Here is a 16,797-nt window from a genome sequence, read left to right as displayed (position 1 = left end):
CGGGGATCGCGTCACCCGGCGAAACGATCCCCCCGCCGGGCTCAGCCCTCGAAGGGGAGGACGTCCGGGGAGAGGACGGCGGCCCGGGCGGTGGCGGCGGTGAGGCGGCGGCGGTGGTGGCGGCGGCAGAGCACCTCGTAGCCGATCTCGTCCTCGTTGACGGCGACGTCCCCGACCACGACCTGGGCGCCCTCGACGACCATGACGCCGCCGACGGTGCGGGCGTTGTGGGTGGCGCGGGCGCCGCACCAGCAGAGCGCCTCGACCTGGAGGACCTCGACCCGGTCGGCGAGCTCGATCAGGCGCTGGGAGCCGGGGAAGAGCTTGGTGCGGAAGTCGGTGGTGATCCCGAAGGTGAACACGTCGATGCCCAACTCGTCGACGATCCGCGCGAGTTGGTCGATCTGTGCGGCGGAGAAGAACTGCGCCTCGTCGCAGATCAGGTAGTCGACCCGGCCGCCCGCCGAGAGCAGGTGGACGACGTACGCCTGGAACTCGAAGTCGTCGCCTACCTCGACGGCGTCGGCGCGCAGGCCGAGCCGGCTGGAGATGGTGGCGGCGCCGGCCCGGTCGTGGCGGGTGAAGATGATGCCCTGGCGGCCGCGGGCGGCGTGGTTGTGGTCCATCTGGAGGGCGAGCGTCGACTTGCCGCAGTCCATCGTGCCCGAGAAGAACACCAGTTCAGCCATGGGTGGGCAGCAGCCTTTCGGGCGGAGGGGTCAACGGGAGGTCAACGAGGGGCCAACGGGCGGGCTCAGCCGCGGACTTCGAGCAGCGGGACGAGCTGTTCGACGGGGGTCATCGAACCGTGCAGGCCGACCATCTGGGACTCGCCGGGCTCGCTGCGGGTGGCGACGACCGCGATGTCGTCGCGGGCGGCGGCGACCACGTCGCCGATCCGGGGCAGCACCCGCTCCTCCACCGAGGGGCCGAACCAGCCCGCGGCGACGGCCTGTTCGCGGGTGGCGACCCACATCTGCTCGCCGAGGACCTCGCTCCACACCGCGTGCACGTCGCCCGCCGCACCGGGGTGGGCGTAGACGTGGCGGGCGCGGCCCTCGCCGCCGAGCAGGGCGACGCCGGCCGAGAGCTCCCAGTCCTCGTCGAAGTCGATCCGGTTCTCCGGGGCGATGTCGATCATGCCGTGGTCGGCGGTGACGTACAGCGCGGAGCGCGGCGGGAGCTGCTCGGCGAGGCGGCGGGCGAGGCGGTCGACCGTGAAGAGGGTGAGCCGCCACTCGTCGGAGTCGACGCCGTAGCGGTGCCCGGCGGCGTCCAGCTCGCTGAGGTACGTGTAGACCAGGGCGCGGTCGTGCTCGGCCAGCCAGGCGGCGGCCCGGTCCATCCGCTCCTCGCCGGTGGTGCGGCCGAGGAAGGTGCCGCCGGAGAGCGCGACCTGGGTCAGCGGGGTGGAGGCGAACAGCGGGGAGGAGACCTGGGCGGTGGCCACCCCGGCCCGGTGCGCCCGCTCGAAGACGGTGGGGTGGGGCTGCCAGGCGTGCGGGTCGACCGGCGGGTTCCAGCGCAGCTGGTTCATCAGCCGCCCGCTGTCGGGGATCCGCACCGTGTACCCGGCCAGGCCGTGCTGCCCGGGCGGCAGGCCGGTGCCGACCGAGGCCAGCGAGGTGGCGGTGGTGGACGGGAACCCGGCGGTGATCGGGGAGCTCCCGGCGGTCAGCGAGTTGAGGAAGGGGGCCCAGTCCGGGTTGGCCCGGATCAGCTCCCAGCCGAGGCCGTCGACCAGGAACACGCAGACCCGGTCGGCGGGCTCCAGCGGCAGCACGGGCCGGTAGCCGGGCACGCCGAGGCCCGCCGCGAGCGTGGGCAGCAGGTCGGAGAGCGCGGCGCAGCCGTAGCGCGGGGCGGGGGCGTCGGCCGGGTCGAGCAGGTCGTAGGGGTCCTCGTGGTGCATGCCGGGTCAGCCGTTGGCCACGGTCGCCTCGGACAGCGCCCGGGCGAACACCAGCGCCTGGGCGACCGTCTCCGGCCCGTCCCCGGCCTCGCTGACCCGCAGCGACAGGTCGTCGGCGGTGGCGGAGCCGGTGTAGCCGTGGTCGGCGTCGCAGTTGGGGTCGGAGCAGCCGGCCGGCTCCAGGTCGAGGCGCTGGACGGCGCCCCAGCCGATGGTGAGGACGACCTCGCGCGGCGGGGTGCCGGGGGTGTACGTCTCGGGGTTGGCGACCATGCGGCTGACCACGACGGAGGTGATCCGGTCGAGGCGGACCGTCTCGGTGGAGGTGGTGGCGTACGGGACGGGGGTGGCCGCGTCGCCGTTCTGCTCGTCGGTGTGGCTGACCACGAAGCGGGACGCGGTGAGCACCAGCACGGTGACGTGCCGGCGGACCTCGTTGGCGTCGAAGGTGGTCTCCTGGTGCACCAGGTACGAGGTGATCGGCTCGGGGCCCACCGCGGACTCCACCGCCTCGGAGACCAGCGCCGGGTAGTAGCCGCTGCGCTCGATCGCGGACCGCAGGTCCTGCGTGGTGGTACCGGTCTTCGCCATATCTCCATCCTGGCATGTCCCGCCACTGCGGCGGGTGGCACTGCGCCGGGTCGCCCGGCCTTCACCGCGCCGGGGGCCGCCCGGTCCTGCCGAGCGGGCAACCACGCAAGGTTACAGCGTGCTCATGGCGCGCGGTCCCAGATCGGTGCGGACCGGCAGCGGGGCGATCCGGACCCGGGCGCCGAGCACGGCCAGGCCGTGCGGGGCGACCACGACGGGCTCCAGGTCGACCGAGGCGACCTCGGGCAGGTCGTCGACGAGGCGGGAGACCCGCAGCAGCACCTCCTCCAGCGCGTCGGTGTCCACCGCCTCGGCGCCGCGCCAGCCGAACAGCAGCGGGGCGGCCCGCACCTCGCGGATCAGCTCGGCCACGTCCCGGTCGGTGGCCGGGACGAGGCGGTGGGCGACGTCGCCGAGGAGTTCGGCGGGAGCGCCGGAGAGGCCGAAGGACAGGATGGTGCCGACGGCGGGGTCGACGGCCGCGCCGATCACGGTGTCCACGCCGCGCGGGGCGAGCCGCTGCACCACCAGTTCGGCCTGGGCGGCGCCGCCGAGCAGGGCGTCGAGCTCGTGGTGGGCGCGGCGCAGCTCGGCCTCGCCGGTCAGGTCGAGCCGGACGCTGCCCAGGTCGGGGCGGTGCCGCAGGTGCTCGGCGGTGGCCTTCAGGGCGACGGGGTAGCCGAGGGTGGCGGCGGCCTTGACGGCGCTCGCCTCGTCGGGGGCGGGCAGCGTCGGGCTGACCGGGACGCCGTAGTGGCCGAGCAGTTCGGCGGCCTCGGCGTCGGGCAGGGTGACCCGGGCGCCGCCGGCCTGCAGGCGGGCGGCGACCGCCTCCCGCCTGGTCAGGGCGCGCTCGACCAGGGCGCGGGCGGCGTGCTCGTCGACGCCGTCCAGTTCGGGGACGCGGGCGGTCTCCTCGGCCTCGGCGCTGCGGCGGCGCCACTTCGCGTAGCGGACGGCGTCGGCCAGCGCCTGCACGGCGCGCTCGGGGGCGGGGTAGGCGGGCACTCCCCCGGCGCGCAGCCGGGCGACCAGCGCGGGCAGCGCGAGGTGGGCGAGCAGCAGCGGTTTGCCGAGTTCCCGGCCGCGGGCGGCGGCGTCCAGCAGGGCCCGGGCGATCTCCGGGTCGTCCTCGACGAGTTCGGGGGCGGCCCCGGGGCCGTGCACGCCGATCGGCGGGATGGCGACGGCGATCACGGCGTCGGTGCCGGGGTCGGTGAGCGCGGTGTCCAGGGCGATCCGGAAGTTCTCGCCGCCCGCGCCGGTGGTCAGGTCGACGGGGGTGCGGGGGCGCAGTCCGGCGCCCAGGCAGGTGTCGTAGGTGAGCAGGCCGAGCGAGTCGGAGTTGCCGACGATCGCGACCCGGCCGCCCCGCGGCAGCGGCTGTCCGGCGAGGAGCTCGCCGGTGTCGAAGAGCTCGGTGATGGTGTCCACCCGGATCACGCCGGCCTGCTGGAACAGGGCGTCCACGGTGGCGTCGCGCAGCCGGGTGGCGGCGGGCTGGACGGCGTGCCCGGGCGGCAGGCTGCCGGTGTGCCGGGCGCCCTTGAGCACCACCACGGGCTTGGCGGCGGCCAGGCGGCGGGCGATCCGGGTGAACTTGCGCGGGTTGCCGAAGGACTCGAGGTAGAGCAGCACCACCTCGGTGGCGGCGTCCTCCTCCCAGTACTGCAGCAGGTCGTTGCCGGAGACGTCGGCCCGGTTGCCGACCGAGGCGAACGAGGAGATGCCGGTGCCGCGCCGGTGCGCGGCCTCCAGCAGGGCCACGCCGATCGCCCCGGACTGGCAGAACACGCCGAACGGGCCGCGCGCGGGCAGCGCGGGGGACAGCGAGGCGTTCAGCCGGTGCCCGGGGTCGGTGTTGAGCAGGCCGAACGCGTTCGGGCCGATCACCCGCATCCCGGCCGCCCGGGCCTGCCGGACCAGCGCGCGCTGCTTGTCCCGCCCGTCCGGCCCGGTCTCGGCGTACCCGGCGCTCACCACCACCAGGCCCTGCACGCCGTGCACCCCGCACTCGGCGACCGCGCCCGGGACGGACGGCTCGGGCACCGCGAGCACCGCGAGGTCCACCGGGCCGGGGACGTCCAGCACCGAGCGGTGGGTCGGCACGCCCTCCAGTTCGGTGCCCGGTTCGGCGCCCCGGTTCACCGCGTGCACCGGGCCGTCGAAGCCCGCGCGGACGGCGCGCAGCAGCGCCCGGCCGACCGACTGCGGGTTGCGCGAGACGCCGACCACGGCGATCGAACGGGGCGTCAGCAGGCGCTGCACGGAGCGGGCCTCGGCGCGGTGCTCGCGGGCGCGCATCACGGCGAGCGAGGCGGCGGTCGGCTCCAGGTCGAACTCCAGGTGCACGACGCCGTCGGCGAAGCTGCGGCGCTGGGTGTACCCGGCGTCGGTGAAGACCTTCACCATCTTCCGGTTCTCCGGCAGCACCTCGGCGGTGAACCGGCGGATGCCGCGCTCCTGCGCGACCGCCGCGATGTGCTCCAGCAGCGCGGAGGCGATGCCCCGGCCCTGGTGCGCGTCCTGCACCAGGAACGCGACCTCGGCGTCGGTGCCGGTGGTGGACGGCATCCCGTCCTTGTCGGTGCGGTCGTAGCGGACGGTCGCGACGAACCTGTCCCGCACCACGAGCGCCAGGCCGACCCGGTTCACGTAGTCGTGCTGCGTGAAGCGGCGGACGTCCTTGTCGGACAGGCGCGGGTACGGGGCGAAGAAGCGGAAGTACTTGGACCGGTCCGAGACCTGCTCGTAGAACTCCACCAGCCGCTCGGCGTCGTCCGCGGTGATCGGCCGGATCCGGGCCGTCCCGCCGTCGCGCAGCAGGACGTCCGCCTCCCAGTGCTGCGGGTACCCGTTGTCCGCCGGTGCGCGCTCGTGCTCCACGCCCGCCAGCGTAGTCGTCGGCGAGCCTGGTGGCGCCAGGCGTGCCGGGCACGGCACGCTGGGCCGTGCCGCCCGCGCCGCCGGGCCCGCGGGGCGCGACCGTGCAACACTGGTCTAGACAACCCTGCACCACCCTGCACCACGTGAAAGGCACCTCTCATGGCTGAGCGCCGCGTCACCATCGGTTGGGCCGAGGGCCTGCACGCCCGTCCCGCGTCCATCTTCGTCAAGGCCGTCACCTCCACCGGCGTCCCGATGACCATCGCCAAGGAGGGCGGCACCCCGGTCAACGCCGGCTCCATGCTCGGCCTCCTCGCCCTCGGCGCGGCCGGTGGCGACACCGTCGTCCTGGCCGCCGACGCGGAGGGCGCCGACGCGGCGCTCGACCGCGTCGCCAAGCTGGTCCAGGAGGGCCTGGACGAGCTGCCCGCCGCGTAAGGACGCTTCGGCATTCAGGGGCTCGGGGCCGGGACCGGCGGGCCCGGGGCCGCTGACGGTGCACTGCCGGTGCGTGCGGCTGCTTCGGGTCCTGCTCCTGCGGCCCGGAGCAGCACGGACCCTCGACGGGCTCCGGCCGCCAGCAGCACGGACCCGCCGCTCCCCGGGCCCCTGGTCCGTCCCCTTCGCCGCTCCCTCCTTCCTCAGGTGCCCGCGAGCGCCCAGCCCTCCGCCCCGCGGCGGGCGCCCGGCAGCAGCAGGGGGACGGCGAGCAGCAGGGCGGCGCCCGCGAAGTAGGGGGCGCGGGGGCCCCACTGGTGGGCGAGGAGCCCGGCGAGGGCGGCGCCCGTCGCGCCCGCGGCGCTGAAGACGAGCTGGTAGGCCATCGAGATCCGGCCCAGCAGTCGGGACGGGACCTGGGACTGGCGGAGGGTCAGCCCGCCGATCGCCCAGGCGAATTCGGTGGCGCCGTAGCCGGCGACGGCGAGGGCGGAGACCGCGGGGGCGGGGGCGAGCGCCATGAGCAGGGCGCAGGCCCCCGAACCGAGGACGCCCGCGACCATGGTGGTGCGGGCGCCCCAGCGGTGCAGCAGCCGCGGGGTGAGGGCGCTGCCGAGCAGGCCTCCGACGGCGAACACGGCAACCAGCAGGGCGAATCCGGTCGGGCCGAGGTGCTGGGTGCGGCCCGCGTAGAGGACCAGGACGGCGATCAGCCCGGAGGCGACCGCGCCGGTGAGGCCGCCGGCGAGGCAGAGCCGGAACAGCACGGGGCGGTCGCGCAGCCAGCGCAGCGCCTCGGCGACCTGGCGCCCCAGCGGGGCCCGGGCGGGGAGCGGCTCCGCTCCGCCGGGGCGGAAGTCGCCGCGCAGCAGGAGCACCAGGGCGGCCGCGACGGCGAAGGAGAGGCTGTCGACGGCGAGCGGGAGGACCGCGGCCAGCCCGAACAGGACCGCGCCGAGCGGGGTGCCGAGCAGGGTGTCGGCGATCAGGGCCCCGGCCTGCAGCCGGGAGTTGGCCCGGGCGCGCCCGGCGGGCGGGACGAGGGTGGGGACCATGCCGGACCAGCCCGCGCCGTAGACGACGTCCCCGGCGCCGAGCAGCATCGCGGCCAGCACCAGCCAGCCGATCCGGACGGCGTCCGCGGCCACCGCGACAGCCAGCGCGCCGACCACGAGGGTGCGGGCGGCGTCCGACCAGAGGAGCATCCGGCGGCGGTCGGTCCGGTCGGCCCAGGCCCCGGCGGGGAGCGCGAGCAGCAGCGAGGGCAGTTGCCCGGCCAGGGCGACCAGCGCGATCAGTCGCGCGTCGTCGGTGAGGCGGACGGCGAGCAGCGGGAGGGCGACGAAGCGCATGCCGTTGCCGAGGCTGGATATGGTGACGGACGCCCAGAGGACGGGGAAGCCGCGCGAAAACATGAACGAAAATATCGTTCATGTTTTGCCGTCGCGTCAAGACCCCGTCCCGCCCGGCACCGTACGAGGAGAGTGAGCCCGCCGTGTCCCCCCTGGTCCGCGAGCCGCAGCAGCAGCGCAGCCGCGAGAAGTTCGCCCGCATCCTGGCCACCGCCGCCCGGCTGCTGGACACCGTGCCCTACGACCAGCTCAGCACCAAGCAGATCGCGGCCGAGGCCGGGATGTCCGTCGGGGCGCTGTACCGGTTCTTCCCGGACAAGGAGGCGGTGCTCGAAACGCTGGAGCGCAGCTGGATGGAGGGCGACCTGCGGCTGCTGGCCGCCGCCACCGACCCGGCGGCGGTGGCGGCCTGCGCGTCGTCCGAGCAGTTCCTGGCCCGGGTGGTCGAGGCGTACGCGGACCGGTTCCGGACGCTGCCCGGCTACCGCCACGTGTGGTTCCACGTGGCGAAGGTCCCCGCGCTGGCGAGCGAGGGGGCCGAGGTGGACCGGCAGATCGTGGCGCGCGTGCACGAGGTGCTGGTGGAGTCGTTCGGGCTGGCCGACACGGCCGAGACCCGCCGCCGGGCGAACCTGGCCGTGGCCGTGGCCGTGCGGATGCTCGGCATGGCGTTCCTGGAGGACCCGCAGGGCGACCCGGCGATCCTGGCGGACACCCCGCTGGTGCTGGACCGGTACATCTTCGCGCCGGCCCGCGACTCCTCCCCGGGCTGACCCGGCGTCAGCCCTTCACGCAGACCACCTGCTTGAGGTGCGCGACGACCTCGACCAAGTCCCGCTGCTGGGCGATGACCTTCTCGATCGGCTTGTACGCGCCGGGGATCTCGTCGACCACGCCGGAGTCCTTGCGGCACTCGACGCCCGCCGTCTGCGCCACCAGGTCCGCCGTGGTGAAGCGCTTCTTGGCGGCGGTGCGGCTCATCTTCCGGCCCGCGCCGTGCGAGGCCGAGTTGAACGAGGCGGCGTTCCCCAGGCCCTTCACGATGTACGAGCCGGTGCCCATCGAGCCCGGGATGATGCCGTACTCGCCGGAGCCGGCCCGGATCGCGCCCTTGCGGGTGACGAGCAGGTCGACGCCGTCGTAGCGCTCCTCGGCCACGTAGTTGTGGTGGCAGGAGATCATCTCGCCGAACGAGGCCCCGGCCCGGGGCAGTTCGCTGCGGACCGCGTCCTGGAACAGGGCCATCATCAGCGCCCGGTTGTGCTTGGCATACTCCTGCGCCCAGAACAGGTCGGAGCGGTAGGCGTCCATCTGCGGGGTGTGCGTGATGAAGACCGCCAGGTCGCGGTCGATCAGGCCCCGGTTGTGCGGCAGGGACTGGGCGATCGACATGTGGTGCTCGGCGAGCTCCTTGCCGATGTTGCGCGAACCGGAGTGCAGCATCAGCCAGACCGCGCCGTCGTCGTCCAGGCAGAGCTCGATGAAGTGGTTGCCGCCGCCGAGCGTGGCCATCTGCTGGGCGGCCCGCTCGCGCCGCCAGCGCACCTCGGGGGCGATGTCGTCGAAGCGCTGCCAGAAGTCGTCCCAGCCCGCGGTGGACCGCCCGGGCAGCTTGCCCGGGTCGACCGGGTCGGCGTGCAGGCCGCGGCCGACCGGGATGGCCTGCTCGATCCGCTGGCGCAGCCGCGACAGGTCGTCCGGGAGGTCCTTCGCGGTGAGCGAGGACTTCACGGCCGTCATCCCGCAGCCGATGTCGACGCCGACCGCGGCCGGACAGACCGCGCCCTTCATCGCGATGACGGAGCCGACCGTCGCGCCCTTGCCCAGGTGGACGTCGGGCATCACGGCGAGGCCGTGCAGCCAGGGCAGCGCGCTGATGTTGCGCAGCTGCTGCATGGCCTGGCCCTCGACGGTGGCCGGGTCGGCCCACATCCGGATCGGGACGCGGACGCCGGGTACCTCGGTGTACGACATGGGTGTTCGACCTCCTGGGTCGGGTGGTTTCAGGGTGCCGCACGAGAACGCCCGGTGCGGCGGCGGGGAAGATCGGGGGGCGGCCCGGCGGGGCGGGACCGCGGGCAGCGGACGGACGCTGCGCGGGAGCTGCTCAGGCGGTGCGGAGCGAACAACGGAAGGGCAGCCTCGGGGAGCGTCGTCGTGGCTCGACCCGCATGGTGACCGCCTCCTTCCGTCGTGTCCTGGACCGCGCGCCTCGCCCGGCCGGGGACATCTACCCACGCCGCGCCGGGGACGCGCAAGGCATTAAAGCGCCGGGGGCCCGGCGGAGCTGACGCCCCGCCGGACCCCCGCGCGCACCGGGCCGGTCAGGCGATGACCGTGACGTCCCCGATGCCGAGCGCCTTGACCGGCTCGGCGATCACCGAGGCGTCGCCGACCAGCACGGTGACCAGCCGGTCCGGCGGGAACGCGGCGACCACGGCGCGGGTGGCGGCCGCGGTGTCGAGCGCGGCCAGCTGCCGGTAGAAGTCCGCCTGGTAGGTGTCGGGCAGGTACTGCTCGACCTGGTCCGCCAGGGTCGCGGCGACCGAACCGGCCGTCTCGAACTTCAGCGGGGCGACGCCGACCAGGAACTGCACGGCCTCCTCCCGCTCGGCGTCGGTCAGGCCCTCGGCGGCCAGCGTCCGCAGGATGGTCCAGGTGTCCTGCAGCGCGGGCGCGGTCGACCCGGTGTCCACCGAACCGCTGATCGCCAGCATCCCGCGGCCGGAGCCGTCGGCGGCCGAGCGCAGCGCCTGGGCGAACGCCCGCACGCCGTAGGTGTAGCCCTTCTCCTCGCGCAGGACGCGGTCCAGCCGGGAGGTGAGGGTGCCGCCGAGGCAGTAGGTGCCGAGCACCTGCGCGGCCCACTCCGGGTCGTGCCGGTCCGGGCCGATCCGGCCGATCAGCAGCTGGGTCTGGACCGAGCCGGGCCGGTCGACGATGACCACCCGGCCGGTGTCGTCCGCGGTCACCGGGCCGTGCGCGGCCGGCTCCCGGGTCTCGGCGGTCCACCGGCCCAGGGTCGACTCGAGCAGCGCCGCCAGGTCGGCCCCGGTGAGGTCGCCGACCACCACGGCGGTCGCGGTGGACGGGCGCAGGTGCGCCTCGTAGAACGCCCGCACCGCCGCCCGGTCGATCCGCTTGACGGTCTCGGCGGAGCCCGCCCGCGGCCGCGACAGCCGGTCGGCGGCCGGGAACAGCTCGGCGTACAGCGCCTTGGCGGCGCGCCGGCCAGGGTTGGCCTGCTCGTGGACGATCTCGTCGAGGCGGTTGGCGACCAGCCGCTCGATCTCGTCCTCGGGCAGCGCGGGGGCGCGCAGCGCGTCGCCGAGCAGGGTCAGGCCGCGCTCCAGGCGGGAGGCCGGGACCTCCAGCGAGACCCGGATCGCCGGGTGGTCGGCGTGCGCGTCCAGGGTGGCGCCGGCCCGCTCCAGCTCACCGGCGAACTCCTCGGCGCTGAGCGTGTCGGTGCCCTCGGACAGCGCCCGGGCCAGGATCGAGGAGACGCCGTCCAGGCCCTCGGGCTCGGCGGCCAGCGGCGCGTCCAGCACCACGTCCACGGCGACCAATTGCTGGCCGGGGCGGTGGCAGTGCAGCACCGTCAGCCCGTTGGCCAGGGTGAGCCGCTCGGGCGCCGGGAACGCCCACGGGGCGGGGGTGCCGGGCCGGGGCTGCGGGTGGAACTCCATCGCGGGGGTGTAGTCGCTCACGCCGCCGCCTCCTCGTCGCTGTCATCGCTGTCGTTGCTGTCGTCGTCCCCGGTCGGCTCGTACACCAGCACGGCCCGGTTGTCGGGGCGCAGCCGGGCGGCGGCCACCGCCCGGACCTCCTCGGCGGTGACGTCGAGGACCTTTGGCAGGGCGCCGTTCACCAGCTTCGGGTCGCCGAACAGGACGGCGTAGCGGCAGAGTTCGTCGGCCCGGCCGGCCACCGTGGTGAGCCGGTCCAGCCACTCGCGCTCGATCTGGGCCTGGGCGCGCTCCAGTTCCGCCGCGGTGGGGCCCTCGGCGGCGAAGCGGGCCAGCTCCTCGTCGACGGCGGCCTCGATCTGCTCCAGGGTGGCCTCGCCGCCCGCCTTCACGTCCAGCCAGCCGAGCGAGGGCGCGCCGGCCAGCCGCAGCAGGCCGAACCCGGCGGCGACGGCGGTGCGGTCGCGGCGCACCAGCCGGTTGTACAGCCGGGAGGACTCGCCGCTGCCGAGGATGGTGAGCGCCAGGTCGGCGGCGTCGGCCTCGCGGGTGCCGTCGTGCGGGAGCCGGTAGGCGGCCATCAGCGCGCGGGACGGGACGTCCTCGCGGACCAGCTCGCGCACCTCGGCGCCGATGGTGTCGGGCAGGGTGCCGTCGCGCGGCGGCTGCTTGCCGTCGTGGGCCGGGATCGAGCCGAAGTACTTCTCCACCCAGGCGATCGTCCGCTCCGGGTCGAGGTCGCCGACGATCGACAGCACCGCGTTGTTGGGCGCGTAGTAGGTGCGGAAGAACGCCCGGGCGTCCTCCAGCGTCGCGGCGTCCAGGTCGGCCATCGAGCCGATCGGGGTGTGGTGGTACGGGTGGCCGTCGGGGAAGGACAGCGCGGTGAGCTTCTCGAACGCGGTGCCGTAGGGCACGTTGTCGTAGCGCTGGCGGCGCTCGTTCTTCACCACGTCGCGCTGGTTCTCCATGGACGTCTCGTCCAGTGCGGCCAGCAGCGAGCCCATCCGGTCGGCCTCCAGCCAGAGCGCGAGCTCCAACTGGTGGGCGGGCATGGTCTCGAAGTAGTTGGTGCGCTCGAAGCTGGTGGTGCCGTTGAGCGAACCGCCGGCGCCCTGGACCAGCTCGAAGTGCCCGTTGTTGGAGACGCTCGCCGAACCCTGGAACATCAGGTGCTCGAAGAGGTGGGCCAGGCCGGTCCGCCCCTTGACCTCGTGCCGGGAGCCCACGTCGTACCAGAGGCAGACGGCGGCGACCGGGGTGAGGTGGTCCTCGGAGAGCACCACCCGCAGGCCGTTGGCCAGGCGGTGTTCGGTGATGGCGAGGCCGCTAGCGGGCGCGGGGTTGGCCATGCGGGGTCCTTCCCGTCGTCGGTTCCGGAGTGTCCGGGCCGGGGGCGTGTGACGCCCCCCATTGTGGTGCAACGCCCGGCGCCGCCGTCAGGTGTCCGGCCGCGGGGCGCGTTCGCCAGGGGCGGAAGCGCCCCGGGTGACGGGTGCTGTCCCACCGAGGGTCCACAATGGGGGGCGTTCACGCCCGCGTCCGCCCACCCCCATGTACCGCATGTATCGCAAGGGAGCCCCGCAGCGATGGCCCGCCGCAGTTCGCCCACCCCGCCGCCCGGTGACTTCGAGGAGCGGATCCTCGACGTCGATGTCGTGGACGAGATGCAGGGCTCGTTCCTGGAGTACGCCTACTCGGTGATCTACTCCCGGGCCCTGCCGGACGCCAGGGACGGCCTCAAGCCGGTGCACCGCCGGATCCTCTACCAGGCCAACGAGATGGGCCTGCGCCCGGAGCGCGGCCACGTCAAGTGCGCGCGCCTGGTCGGCGAGGTGATGGGCCGGCTGCACCCGCACGGCGACGCCTCGATCTACGACGCCGTGGTGCGCCTGGCGCAGCCGTTCTCGATGCGCCTGCCGCTGATCGACGGCCACGGCAACTTCGGCTCGCTCGGCAACGACGACCCGCCGGCCGCGATGCGCTACACCGAGTCGCGGCTGACCTCCGCCGCAATGTCCCTGGTGGAGTCCATCCACGAGGACACCGTCGACTTCGGCCCGAACTACGACGGCTCCGAGCAGGAGCCCCAGGTGCTCCCCTCGGCCTTCCCGAACCTGCTGGTCAACGGCGCCACCGGCATCGCGGTCGGCATGGCCACCAACATGCCCCCGCACAACCTGTCCGAGGTGGTCGCCGCCGCCCGGCACCTGATCAAGCACCCGTCGGCGGACCTGGACACCCTGATGCGGTTCGTCCCCGGCCCCGACCTGCCCACCGGCGGCCGGATCGTCGGCCTCTCCGGCATCCGGGACGCGTACGAGTCCGGCCGCGGCACCTTCAGGATCCGCGCCACCACCTCGATCGAGAACGTCACCGCCCGCCGCAAGGGCATCGTGGTCACCGAACTGCCGTACACGGTCGGCCCCGAGAAGGTGATCGGGAAGATCAAGGACCTGGTCAACGCGAAGAAGCTGCAGGGCATCGCGGACGTCAAGGACCTCACCGACCGCTCGCACGGCCTGCGCCTGGTCATCGAGGTCAAGAACGGCTTCGTCCCCGAGGCCCTGCTGGAGCAGCTCTACAAGCTGACGCCGATGGAGGAGACCTTCGGCATCAACAACGTCGCGCTGGTCGACGGCCAGCCGCTGACGCTGGGCCTCAAGGAACTGCTGGAGGTCTACGTCGACCACCGCTTCACGGTGGTCAAGCGGCGCAGCGACTTCCGCCGCCGCAAGCGCCAGGACCGGCTGCACCTGGTCGAGGGCCTGCTGGTCGCGCTCGTCGACATCGACGAGGTGATCGCGATCATCCGCAGCAGCGACGACGCGGGCCAGGCCAAGGACCGGCTGATGGAGCGCTTCGGCCTCTCCGAGATCCAGACCGCGTACATCCTGGACACCCCGCTGCGCCGGCTCACCCGCTTCGACCGGGTCGAGCTGGAGGCCGAGCAGGCCAAGCTGCTCAAGGAGATCGCCGAGCTGACCGAGATCCTGGAGTCCGACACCAAGCTGCGCTCCGTGGTCTCCTCCGAACTCGGCGCCGTCGCCAAGCAGTTCGGCACCGAGCGGCGCACCGTGCTGCTGGAGGCCGGCTCGGTGCCGTCCGCCGCGCTGGCGGTGCCGCTGGAGGTCGCCGACGACCCGTGCCGGGTGCTGCTGTCCTCCACCGGGCTGCTGGCCCGCACCTTCGACCTGAAGCCGGTCGGCGAGGAGTCGGCGGGCCGCGCCAAGCACGACGTGCTGGCCTCCGCCGTCCCCGCCACCGCCCGCGGCGACGTCGGCCTAGTCACCACGGCCGGCCGGGTGCTGCGCCTGCCGGTGATCGACCTGCCCTCGCTGCCCCCGGGCACCGCGGCGCTGTCCGGCGGCGCGGCGGTCTCCGAGTTCCTCCGGCTGGAGGCGGACGAGCAGCCGCTCGCCCTGACCACGCTGGACGAGTCCTCGCCCGGCCTGGCGCTCGGCACCGTGCAGGGCGTGGTCAAGCGGGTGGTGCCCGAATGGCCCGCCAACAAGGACGAGTTCGAGGTGATCGCGCTCAAGGACGGCGACGCCGTGATCGGCGCGGTCGAACTGCGCACCGGCGAGGAGGACCTGGTCTTCATCACCTCCGACGCCCAACTGCTGCGCTACCAGGCGGGCCAGGTCCGCCCGCAGGGCCGCCCGGCCGGCGGCATGGCCGGCATCAAGCTGGCCGACGGCGCGAAGGTGCTCTCCTTCACCGCGGTCGACCCGGCGCAGGACGCGGTGGTCCTCTCGGTCGCGGCCGCCTCCGGCACGCTGGCCGGCGAGGAGCAGACCAGCTGGAAGCTCACCCCGTTCGACCAGTACCCGCGCAAGGGCCGGGCCACCGGCGGCGTCCGCTGCCAGCGCTTCCTGCGCGGCGAGGACGGCCTCGCCTTCGCCTGGGCCGGCCCGCTGCCCGCCCTCGGCGCGGGCCCGGCCGGCCAGCCGGTCGCCCTCCCCGAGCGCGACCCGCGCCGCGACGGCTCCGGCACCCCGCTGCCGTCGCCGATCGCCGCGGTCGGCGGCCGGATGTAGCGCCGCGGGCGCGCACGGACGCGGGAGGGGCGGGCGCCCGGTGGGCGCCCGCCCCTCGTGCGTCGGTGCGGAGTCAGTTGTACGACGCCGGGTACTGCCCGGGCGGCGGCTGCTGGCCGGGCTGTCCGTAGGGGTGGGGCGGGTACTGGCCGGGTGCCTGCTGGCCGGGCTGTCCGTACGGGTGGGGCGGGTACTGGCCGGGAGCCTGCTGGCCGGGCTGTCCGTACGGGTGGGGCGGGTACTGGCCGGGAGCCTGCTGCCCCGCCGGGTGCTGGCCCGGCACCTGCTGGGGCCGCTCCACCGGTGTCGTCGACAGCAGGAAGTCGCTGCTGTACTCGTGGAAGAAGACGTACAGGCCGTGCTGGGCCGCGATCGCGAGGACCGGCTCCGGCCGGGCGCCCCGGTAGTCCCTCCCCCGCACCAGGAACTCCGTGGTGCCGTTCCCCCAGCGCAGGCTGGCCCAGCCGCGGAAGGCGTACTTGCGGCCCGGGCCGCGGGCGAACGCCCCGGCCGCGGTGCGGCAGATCTCCGCCAGCCTGGCGTCCCAGCGCCGCTGGTCGTTGGTCCACTCCCGGGCGAACCGGGCCGGGCCGACGAAGCGGTGCAGCGGGCGCACCAGCAGCCGCACCCAGCCGAGCATGAACCAGTCGCGCCCCTTGCCGAGCTCCTCGATCTCGTAGACCGTCCTGAACGGGAGCCACACCACCACCGTGAGCACCAGCTCCGCCGGGATCAGCACCCACTGCAGGACGAACCACAGCAGCAGCCCGGGCCGCCAGCGCCGCTTCATCGGCCGGGCCGTCTCCGGCATCGCCTGAGGTGCACCGTGCATCAGCTACCCCCACCGCGCAGGAAGAACTTCAAGACTCCCCCAAGAGAACGTCAACTGCCAGCACGCGGCCTCAGCATAGCCCGCCCGCCGCCCGCCCTCCGTGGGCGCACCACCGCGCCCGGGAGGGCCCTCCGGCCGTAGGGTGAGCCGGGTGAGCATCTGTACGACGCTGTCGCGCGAACTGTCCGAGCCGCTGAGCGCCACCGCGGCCACCGCCACCACCTGGCTGCTGCTCGAACAGTCCGGCCCGTGGGGCGCGAAGGCGCTCACCGGCAGCCACCTCGACCCCGGGGTCGGCGCCGCCCTCGACCGCGCCACCGCGGGCACCGGCGTCCGGGTCGCCCTGATCCGCCGCCCCGGCCGGCACGCCGACGCCGGCGCCACCGCCCGGCACGAGGTGCTGCTCGCCCACACCTCCCCCGCCGACCCGTGGGTGCGCCGCGGCCACCTCGCCTCCCCCGCCGACCTGCTCGGCCTCGACTTCGCCGCCCTCGGCGCGGGCGACCACGGCTCCTTCGGCGCCCCGCACGTCGGCGGCCCGATCGCCCTGGTGTGCACCAACGGCCGCCGCGACCGCTGCTGCGCGCTGCTCGGCCGCCCGCTCGCCGCCGAGATCGCCGCGGCAGGCCACAGCGAGGTCTGGGAGGTCACCCACCTCGGCGGCCACCGCTTCTCCCCCACCGTGCTGGTGCTGCCGCACGGCTACGCGTACGGGCGGCTCACCGCCGAGACCGCGAAGGAGGTCCTCGCCGCGACCGCCACCGGCCGGACCGTCCCCGCCCACTCCCGCGGCCGCTCCTACTGGCCCCGCCCCGCCCAGGCCGCCGAGCAGGCCGTGCGCGAGCTGACCGGCGAGGACGCGGCCGACGCCCTGACCCTGCACCAGCACCCCGGCGGCTCCCCCTGGACGGTCGACGTCCGGCACGCCGACGGCCGCCGCTGGCGCGCCACCGTCGTCGAGTCCGCCGCCGAGCCGCCCCGCCCCGAGAGCTGCGGCAAGGCCCCGGGCACCCCGTCCCGGATGGACGTGGTGGAACTTTCACCGCTGACCCCCTGA

At 74.7% G+C, this 16,797-nt stretch carries 13 protein-coding genes; 4 read left to right on the top strand and 9 right to left on the bottom strand.

The genetic code is table 11. From position 1 onward, the window contains the following. Positions 1-41: 41 nt before the first annotated feature. From OO57_RS20005 to OO57_RS19990, 4 genes are all read right to left on the bottom strand, one after another. Complete coding sequence (locus OO57_RS20005; protein ID WP_033253916.1) at positions 42-689, bottom strand: thymidine kinase; 648 nt, start codon at positions 687-689, stop codon at positions 42-44. Between the two features lie 65 nt (positions 690-754). Next, a complete protein-coding gene (locus OO57_RS20000) occupies positions 755-1,912 on the bottom strand; it encodes an alkaline phosphatase family protein (RefSeq protein ID WP_033253915.1) in 1,158 nt (385 codons plus the stop codon). Between the two features lie 6 nt (positions 1,913-1,918). Next, a complete protein-coding gene (locus OO57_RS19995) occupies positions 1,919-2,503 on the bottom strand; it encodes a DUF5998 family protein (RefSeq protein ID WP_014138494.1) in 585 nt (194 codons plus the stop codon). A gap of 111 nt (positions 2,504-2,614) precedes the next feature. After that, on the bottom strand, positions 2,615-5,389 hold the full coding sequence (locus OO57_RS19990) for a GNAT family N-acetyltransferase (RefSeq protein ID WP_033253914.1): 2,775 nt from the start codon (positions 5,387-5,389) through the stop codon (positions 2,615-2,617). Between the two features lie 159 nt (positions 5,390-5,548). Between OO57_RS19990 and OO57_RS19985 the strand changes: the two genes are divergently transcribed. Beyond that, positions 5,549-5,827 carry an HPr family phosphocarrier protein gene (locus OO57_RS19985; RefSeq protein ID WP_033253913.1) on the top strand — a complete coding sequence of 93 codons (279 nt, stop codon included), beginning with the start codon at positions 5,549-5,551 and terminating at the stop codon, positions 5,825-5,827. A 203-nt stretch (positions 5,828-6,030) separates the two neighbouring features. Here the strand turns inward: OO57_RS19985 and OO57_RS19980 are convergent, their stop codons facing one another. Beyond that, a complete protein-coding gene (locus OO57_RS19980; RefSeq protein ID WP_051777988.1) occupies positions 6,031-7,242 on the bottom strand; it encodes an MFS transporter in 1,212 nt (403 codons plus the stop codon). An 80-nt stretch (positions 7,243-7,322) separates the two neighbouring features. Here OO57_RS19980 and OO57_RS19975 point away from each other — a divergent pair, with 80 nt between their 5' ends. Beyond that, positions 7,323-7,952 carry a TetR/AcrR family transcriptional regulator gene (locus OO57_RS19975; protein ID WP_033253912.1) on the top strand — a complete coding sequence of 210 codons (630 nt, stop codon included), beginning with the start codon at positions 7,323-7,325 and terminating at the stop codon, positions 7,950-7,952. A 7-nt stretch (positions 7,953-7,959) separates the two neighbouring features. Here OO57_RS19975 and OO57_RS19970 read toward each other — a convergent pair whose 3' ends face one another. From OO57_RS19970 to OO57_RS19960, 3 genes are all read right to left on the bottom strand, one after another. Further along, entirely contained in the window at positions 7,960-9,153 is a 1,194-nt protein-coding gene (locus tag OO57_RS19970; RefSeq protein ID WP_033253911.1) for an RtcB family protein, read from the bottom strand. A gap of 350 nt (positions 9,154-9,503) precedes the next feature. Next, positions 9,504-10,868, bottom strand: coding sequence for a M16 family metallopeptidase (locus OO57_RS19965; RefSeq protein WP_033253940.1), 1,365 nt, complete (start codon positions 10,866-10,868; stop codon positions 9,504-9,506). A gap of 17 nt (positions 10,869-10,885) precedes the next feature. Next, complete coding sequence (locus tag OO57_RS19960; RefSeq protein ID WP_033253910.1) at positions 10,886-12,220, bottom strand: M16 family metallopeptidase; 1,335 nt, start codon at positions 12,218-12,220, stop codon at positions 10,886-10,888. Positions 12,221-12,457: 237 nt separating this feature from the next. On the opposite strand from OO57_RS19960, the gene OO57_RS19955 reads away from it, so the two are divergent. After that, positions 12,458-14,908 carry a DNA gyrase/topoisomerase IV subunit A gene (locus OO57_RS19955; RefSeq protein ID WP_033253909.1) on the top strand — a complete coding sequence of 817 codons (2,451 nt, stop codon included), beginning with the start codon at positions 12,458-12,460 and terminating at the stop codon, positions 14,906-14,908. A 73-nt stretch (positions 14,909-14,981) separates the two neighbouring features. Here OO57_RS19955 and OO57_RS19950 read toward each other — a convergent pair whose 3' ends face one another. Continuing rightward, positions 14,982-15,740, bottom strand: coding sequence for a hypothetical protein (locus OO57_RS19950; RefSeq protein ID WP_158715177.1), 759 nt, complete (start codon positions 15,738-15,740; stop codon positions 14,982-14,984). Positions 15,741-15,891: 151 nt separating this feature from the next. On the opposite strand from OO57_RS19950, the gene OO57_RS19945 reads away from it, so the two are divergent. Next, positions 15,892-16,797: a sucrase ferredoxin gene (locus tag OO57_RS19945; protein WP_033253907.1), complete on the top strand. Its 906-nt coding sequence runs from the start codon at positions 15,892-15,894 to the stop codon at positions 16,795-16,797.

Origin of the sequence: Kitasatospora phosalacinea (genome assembly GCF_000717185.1) — a bacterium.
Taxonomy (GTDB): domain Bacteria; phylum Actinomycetota; class Actinomycetes; order Streptomycetales; family Streptomycetaceae; genus Kitasatospora; species Kitasatospora phosalacinea_A.
The sequence above is the reverse complement of the archived record's forward strand: the minus strand, read 5'-3'. Positions and strand labels throughout refer to the sequence as shown.

What these genes read in the sequence shown, in the direction of transcription:
- OO57_RS19965 (WP_033253940.1), bottom strand. Translation starts at nt 10,868, where the DNA reads ATGGAGTTCCACCCGCAGCCCCGGCCCGGCACCCCCGCCCCGTGGGCG.
- OO57_RS19970 (WP_033253911.1), bottom strand. Translation starts at nt 9,153, where the DNA reads ATGTCGTACACCGAGGTACCCGGCGTCCGCGTCCCGATCCGGATGTGG.
- OO57_RS19955 (WP_033253909.1), top strand. Translation starts at nt 12,458, where the DNA reads ATGGCCCGCCGCAGTTCGCCCACCCCGCCGCCCGGTGACTTCGAGGAG.
- OO57_RS19950 (WP_158715177.1), bottom strand. Translation starts at nt 15,740, where the DNA reads ATGCACGGTGCACCTCAGGCGATGCCGGAGACGGCCCGGCCGATGAAG.
- OO57_RS20005 (WP_033253916.1), bottom strand. Translation starts at nt 689, where the DNA reads ATGGCTGAACTGGTGTTCTTCTCGGGCACGATGGACTGCGGCAAGTCG.
- OO57_RS19980 (WP_051777988.1), bottom strand. Translation starts at nt 7,242, where the DNA reads ATGTTTTCGCGCGGCTTCCCCGTCCTCTGGGCGTCCGTCACCATATCC.
- OO57_RS19995 (WP_014138494.1), bottom strand. Translation starts at nt 2,503, where the DNA reads ATGGCGAAGACCGGTACCACCACGCAGGACCTGCGGTCCGCGATCGAG.
- OO57_RS19960 (WP_033253910.1), bottom strand. Translation starts at nt 12,220, where the DNA reads ATGGCCAACCCCGCGCCCGCTAGCGGCCTCGCCATCACCGAACACCGC.
- OO57_RS19985 (WP_033253913.1), top strand. Translation starts at nt 5,549, where the DNA reads ATGGCTGAGCGCCGCGTCACCATCGGTTGGGCCGAGGGCCTGCACGCC.
- OO57_RS20000 (WP_033253915.1), bottom strand. Translation starts at nt 1,912, where the DNA reads ATGCACCACGAGGACCCCTACGACCTGCTCGACCCGGCCGACGCCCCC.